Raw genomic sequence first — 5,346 nt, forward strand, 5'->3', positions numbered from 1 at the left:
CAAGCTGGGACGAGAACGCCCCGTCCTTCCACGACTATCTCGGCGACATGCGCCTGTACCTGGATGCCGCACTCGACCACCGCGACGGCACGGAGGGCGGGTCGGAGGTCATCGGCGGCGTCCAGAAATGGCGCGTCAAGTGCAACTGGAAGTTCGCCGCCGAGAACTTCATCGGCGACCATTACCACAACATCAGCCACCGCTCCGTCGACCTCGTCGGCATCGGGCCGAGCGGCGGGCGCGGCCGGCGCGACAAGGACACGGCCGGGCCGTACCAGAATGTCATCATCGGCTTTCCGGAACTCGGCCACGGGGCGAACGGCCATCTCCCGCGCTTCGAGGAAGCGCCCTATTTCCCGACCTGGCAGAAATACCCCGAGGTCCAGGAGTATTTCCGGGAGGTTTACGAGGCGCGCAAAAAGCGCCTGGGCGACCAATTCCGCGTGCAAACCGGCACCGGCACGATCTTCCCGAACATGTCCTTCCACGGCCAGCAGCCGCGCACGCTCGCCATCTTCCACCCGGTCGGCCCGACGGAAATGGAAATGTGGCGCTTCTACCTGGTGGACAAGGACGCGCCGCAGGCGGTCAAGGACGCCATCCGCCATTACGCCCTGCGCTACTCCGGCCCCGGCGGCCTGACCGAGTCCGACGACATGGAGAACTGGCTGTACGCGTCGGAGGCCAGCCGCGGCACCATCGCGCGCCGGCACCCCTACAATTACCAGATGGGCAACGGCTACGCCAAGCCGGTGGAGGGCCTCAAGGGCGCCGTCCAGGGCGGCGACACCACCGAGGAAAACGCCCGCATCCTCTACAACCGCTGGGCCCAGTTCATGGCCGGCAAGAGCTGGTCGGAGCTGATGCCGGCCCAATCCGTTTGAGGAAACCCGCCATGGACGACACCGCCCTGAAGGCGCTGCTGCTGCACCGCGAGGTCGAGGACTTCCTGCTCATGGAAGCCGACCTGCTCGACGACCGCCGCTTCGCCGACTGGCTGGCGCTGTGCACCGACGACATCCGCTACTGGATGCCGATGGCGCGCAACGTCCAGTTCAACAAGACCGCCAATGAGTACACCCGCGAGCAGATGGACACCTGCTGGATCGACGAGGGCAAGGAGACGCTGACCCAGCGCGTCAAGCAGCTCGCCACCGGCATCCATTGGGCCGAGGAGCCGCAGTCGCGCGTCTCCCACCTGATCACCAACATCCGCGTCACCGAGGTCACCCCCGACGCCGCCGGCAACCCGGCCGAGGTGCAGGTGCGCAGCCGCTTCCTGGTCTACCGCAACCGCCTGCACGACGAGGTCGACATCTATGTCGGCAAGCGCCGCGACACCCTGCGCAAGCTCGACGGCGCCTGGAAGATCGCCCGCCGCGAGATCTTCCTCGACCAGAACGTCCTCCTCGCCAAGAACATCACGACCTTCTTTTGAGGTGAGTCCATGTCTCAGGAAACCCTGGATCTGCTGACGCTCGAACCGGGCGCGCGGCTGCGCATGGCCGACGGCGCCACCGTGGAGATCGTCGAAAACCCGCGGGACGGCATGTGGGTCTTCGGCCGCTACCTGACCCACCCCACCGACGCCTCGAAGGTCAGCGACGCCGAGCACGCGATCTTCGCCCAGGACATCGTCGGCTTCGCGTCTTGACGCTGCGGCCTCCGCCGTTCGCCCCCAGGATCGTGGCGAACGGCGGAGGCCGCGCGCTCGACGCATTCAACAGGATCTGCTTGAGGGACGGCGCCCCGGTGCGGCATGGCGCCGGTGCGGCTTTGCGTCCCAACGCACCGGCCAGAACGCATCGGATCCGCAACGCCCGCCCTTCGGAACCGCGTTCCGCCCGGCCCCGGGCCCGGCGGAACGGTCAACAGGAGGCAGTGCATGATCACCATCACCGTGAACGGGCGTGCGCAGCAGGTCGACGCCGACCCGGACACCCCGCTGCTCTGGGTGCTTCGCGACCACCTGAAGCTGACGGGCACGAAGTTCGGTTGCGGGGCCGCGCAGTGCGGCGCCTGCACCGTCCACATCGACGGCGCGGCGGCGCGCAGCTGCGCCACGCCGGTGTCCTCGGTCGCGGGCACCAAAATCACGACGATCGAAGGGCTGTCGGGCGACGGCGACCACCCGCTGCAGCGAGCCTGGGTGGCGCTGGACGTGCCGCAGTGCGGCTATTGCCAGTCCGGCCAGATCATGCAGGCCGCCGCCCTGCTGGCCGACAAGCCGACGCCGTCCGACCAGGAGATCCGGGAGGCCATGTCGGGGAACATCTGCCGCTGCGGAACCTACCCCCGGATCCACGCCGCGATCCGCCAGGCCGCCAACCAAGCCGCCGACACCACGCGCAAGGGGGGCTGAGCATGACCACCGTCGATCTGTCCCGCCGCGGATTCCTGAAGGCGTCGGCCCTCGTCGGTGGCGGCTTCGCCATCGGCCTGCTCTCGCCGGAAGGCCTGTCGGCCGCGCTGGCGCAAGGCGCCGACAAGCCGCTGCCATCGCCCGACTTCTTCGTGCGCGTCGGTGCCGACGACCTCGTCACGGTCATCGTCAACAAGACGGAGATGGGCCAGGGCGTCTACACCGGCATCGCCATGCTCGTCGCCGAGGAGCTGGAGGCTGACTGGAGCAAGATCCGCGTCGAAACGGCCCCGGTGAACGAGGTCTACCGCAGCACCCGCAACAACATGCAGCTGACCAGCGGCAGCTCCAGCATGCTGTCCTCGTGGGACGTCTACCGTCCGGCCGGTGCGGCGTTGCGGACCATGCTGATCGCCGCCGCCGCCACGGAGTGGAACGTCCCGGCGGCCGAATGCCGCGCGGAGAACAACACCGTCCTGCACAGCCCGACCGGCCGGCGGCTGAGCTACGGCCATCTGGCCGCCGCCGCCGAAAAGATGCCAATCCCCAAGAGCGTGACGCTGAAGGAGCCGTCCGCCTTCACGCTGATCGGCAAGTCCCTGCCCCGCCTGGACAGCACGGAGAAATCGACCGGCCGCGCGATCTTCGGGATGGACATGGACCTGCCCGACCTGCGCATCGCGGTGGTCGCGCACCCGCCGGTGCTCGGTGCCACAATCAAGAGCATCGACGCCAGCAAGGCCAAGGCGGTGCGCGGCGTCCGGCTGGTGGCGCCCACACCCTACGGCGTGGCGGTCGTGGCCGACAGCTTCTGGCAGGCGGTCAAAGGCCGCGAGGCGCTGGCGATCGACTGGGACCTCGGCCCCAACGCCGCGCTGTCCTCGGACAAGCTGGTGTCGCAATACGCGGAGATGGCCAAGGCGCCGGGAAGCGTGGCGCGCAAGAACGGCGATCCGGCCGCCGCTCTCGCCAAGGCGGACCGCCGGCTCGACATGGAATACGACGTCCCCTACCTCGCCCACGCGCCGATGGAGCCGTTGAACTGCACCGTCGACCTGCGCCGGGATCACTGCGAGATCTGGGTCGGCACGCAGTTCCAGTCCGGCGACCACAAGGCGGCAATGAAGGCCACCGGCCTGAAGCCGGAGCAGGTCACGATCCACACCCTGTACGCCGGCGGCAGCTTCGGCCGGCGCGTCAACGCGCACGCCGACTTCGTGCTCACCGCGATCGAGGTGGCGAAGGTGGCGAAGGCGCCGGTGAAGGTCGTCTGGACGCGCGAGGACGACATGCGCAGCTGGTACTATCGGCCCATGGCCTACGACCGCATTTCCGTCGGCCTCGACGGCAACGGCCGGGTCGCCGCCTGGCAGCAGACCATCGTCAGCCAGTCCATCGCCGCGGGGACCGAGTTCGAAGCGCAGGTCCATCGCAACGGCCTCGACATGTCCGCGGTCGCCGGGGCGGCCAACATGCCCTACGCGATTCCCAACCTCCAGGTCGACCTGCACACGCCGACGCACGACGTGCCGGTGCTCTGGTGGCGGTCGGTCGGCAGCTCGCACACCGGCTTCGTCGTCGAAAGTGTGATCGACGAGCTGGCGCACGCCGCCGGCCGCGACCCGGTGGACTTCCGGGCGGAGATGCTCGTCAAGTCGCCGCGCCATGTCGCGGTGCTGAAGCTCGCGGCGGACAAGGCCGGCTGGGGCAAGCCGCTTCCTCCGGGGGTGGCGCAAGGCGTCGCCGTGTTCGTCACCTTCGGCACCTACGTGGCCCATGTGGTCGAGGTGTCGACCGACAAGGGCAAGATCAAGGTGCAGCGCGTCGTTACCGCGGTGGACTGCGGCCTTCCGATCAACCCGCGCACCATCCAGGCGCAGATGGAAAGTGCGGCCGTCTTCACCCTGTCGGCCGCCCTGTATGGGGAGATCACCATCAAGGGCGGCGCTGTCCAGCAAAGCAACTTCCACGACTACCAAGTGCTGCGCATGGACGAGTGCCCGAAGATCGAGGTGCACATCGTGCCCAGCGCCGAACGCCCGACCGGCGTGGGCGAACCGGCGGTGCCGCCGCTGTTCGCGGCGGTCGCCAACGCCGTTTTCGCGGCGACGGGCACACGGGTAAGGTCGCTGCCGCTCGCGAAAGCTGGGATGGTTTGAAATTTCACTTGGCACCATAACCCTCTCCCCTCTGGGGAGAGGGAACTTTGACGTCGATCATCGAACAACGCCGCCGCCTGTCTTGACAGGACTCAGTCATCGCCCTACAGTTTTGAAAATGGAATTCATGGTTCCACTACATGGAACCATCTTCGCGGACGCACGGCCCAGGCGGTCCGGTCCGGCTGTGAGCGCCCCCTTCCCCAAAAATACGTCAGCCACGATCCACGCAGGGCTGGAGACACCCATGACCATCACACCCGACATGTACGAGCGTCTCGTCAACGTGAAGACCGGCGAGATCAGCCGGGAGATCTTCGTCAACGAGGAGATTTACAAACAGGAGCTGGAGCAGGTGTTCGCCCGCGCCTGGCTTCTGGTCGGCCATGAGAGCCTGATCCCGAACCCGGACGACTTCTTCGTCTCGCGCATGGGCAACGACTCCGTCATCCTGACGCGCGACCGGCAGAACAACATCCATGTGCTTCTGAACAGCTGCATGCACCGCGGCATGAAGGTCTGCCGCTACGACCAGGGCAACACGCGCAGCTTCAGCTGCCCGTACCATGGCTGGAGCTATTCCACCGACGGCCGCCTCGTCGAGGCGCCGGGCCAGCTGGTCGGCGTGCCCGGCTTCGAGGAGCATTACCGCTGCGAACTCGACAAGAAGGCCTGGGGCCTCGTCCGCTGCCCCAACGTGGTGAACCACAAAGGTTCCATCTGGGCAAGCTGGGACGAGAACGCCCCGTCCTTCCACGACTATCTCGGCGACATGCGCCTGTACCTGGATGCCGCACTCGACCACCGCGACGGCACGGAGGGCGG

6 protein-coding genes are annotated in these 5,346 nt (G+C 67.4%); all 6 read left to right on the forward strand.

Annotated elements, in window-relative coordinates:
* Window positions 1-884: RHO alpha subunit C-terminal catalytic domain-containing protein (locus tag ACFPMG_RS23820; RefSeq protein WP_376997705.1), on the forward strand; the 884-nt coding region annotated here is incomplete at its 5' end.
* Between the two features lie 11 nt (window positions 885-895).
* Complete coding sequence (locus ACFPMG_RS23825; protein WP_376997279.1) at window positions 896-1,438, forward strand: 3-phenylpropionate/cinnamic acid dioxygenase subunit beta; 543 nt, start codon at window positions 896-898, stop codon at window positions 1,436-1,438.
* Between the two features lie 9 nt (window positions 1,439-1,447).
* A complete protein-coding gene (locus ACFPMG_RS23830; RefSeq protein WP_376997706.1) occupies window positions 1,448-1,654 on the forward strand; it encodes a hypothetical protein in 207 nt (68 codons plus the stop codon).
* 231 nt (window positions 1,655-1,885) lie between these two features.
* Window positions 1,886-2,362 (forward strand): (2Fe-2S)-binding protein, encoded by a 477-nt coding sequence (locus ACFPMG_RS23835; RefSeq protein ID WP_376997707.1) that lies wholly within the window; start codon window positions 1,886-1,888, stop codon window positions 2,360-2,362.
* A gap of 2 nt (window positions 2,363-2,364) precedes the next feature.
* Window positions 2,365-4,521 carry a xanthine dehydrogenase family protein molybdopterin-binding subunit gene (locus ACFPMG_RS23840; RefSeq protein ID WP_376997709.1) on the forward strand — a complete coding sequence of 719 codons (2,157 nt, stop codon included), beginning with the start codon at window positions 2,365-2,367 and terminating at the stop codon, window positions 4,519-4,521.
* 247 nt (window positions 4,522-4,768) lie between these two features.
* Window positions 4,769-5,346: aromatic ring-hydroxylating oxygenase subunit alpha (locus ACFPMG_RS23845; protein ID WP_376997710.1), on the forward strand; the 578-nt coding region annotated here is incomplete at its 3' end.

The organism is Azospirillum himalayense, from assembly GCF_042657465.1.
GTDB classification, from domain to species: domain Bacteria; phylum Pseudomonadota; class Alphaproteobacteria; order Azospirillales; family Azospirillaceae; genus Azospirillum; species Azospirillum himalayense.

What these genes read in the sequence shown, in the direction of transcription:
- ACFPMG_RS23825 (WP_376997279.1), top strand. Translation starts at nt 896, where the DNA reads ATGGACGACACCGCCCTGAAGGCGCTGCTGCTGCACCGCGAGGTCGAG.
- ACFPMG_RS23830 (WP_376997706.1), top strand. Translation starts at nt 1,448, where the DNA reads ATGTCTCAGGAAACCCTGGATCTGCTGACGCTCGAACCGGGCGCGCGG.
- ACFPMG_RS23835 (WP_376997707.1), top strand. Translation starts at nt 1,886, where the DNA reads ATGATCACCATCACCGTGAACGGGCGTGCGCAGCAGGTCGACGCCGAC.
- ACFPMG_RS23840 (WP_376997709.1), top strand. Translation starts at nt 2,365, where the DNA reads ATGACCACCGTCGATCTGTCCCGCCGCGGATTCCTGAAGGCGTCGGCC.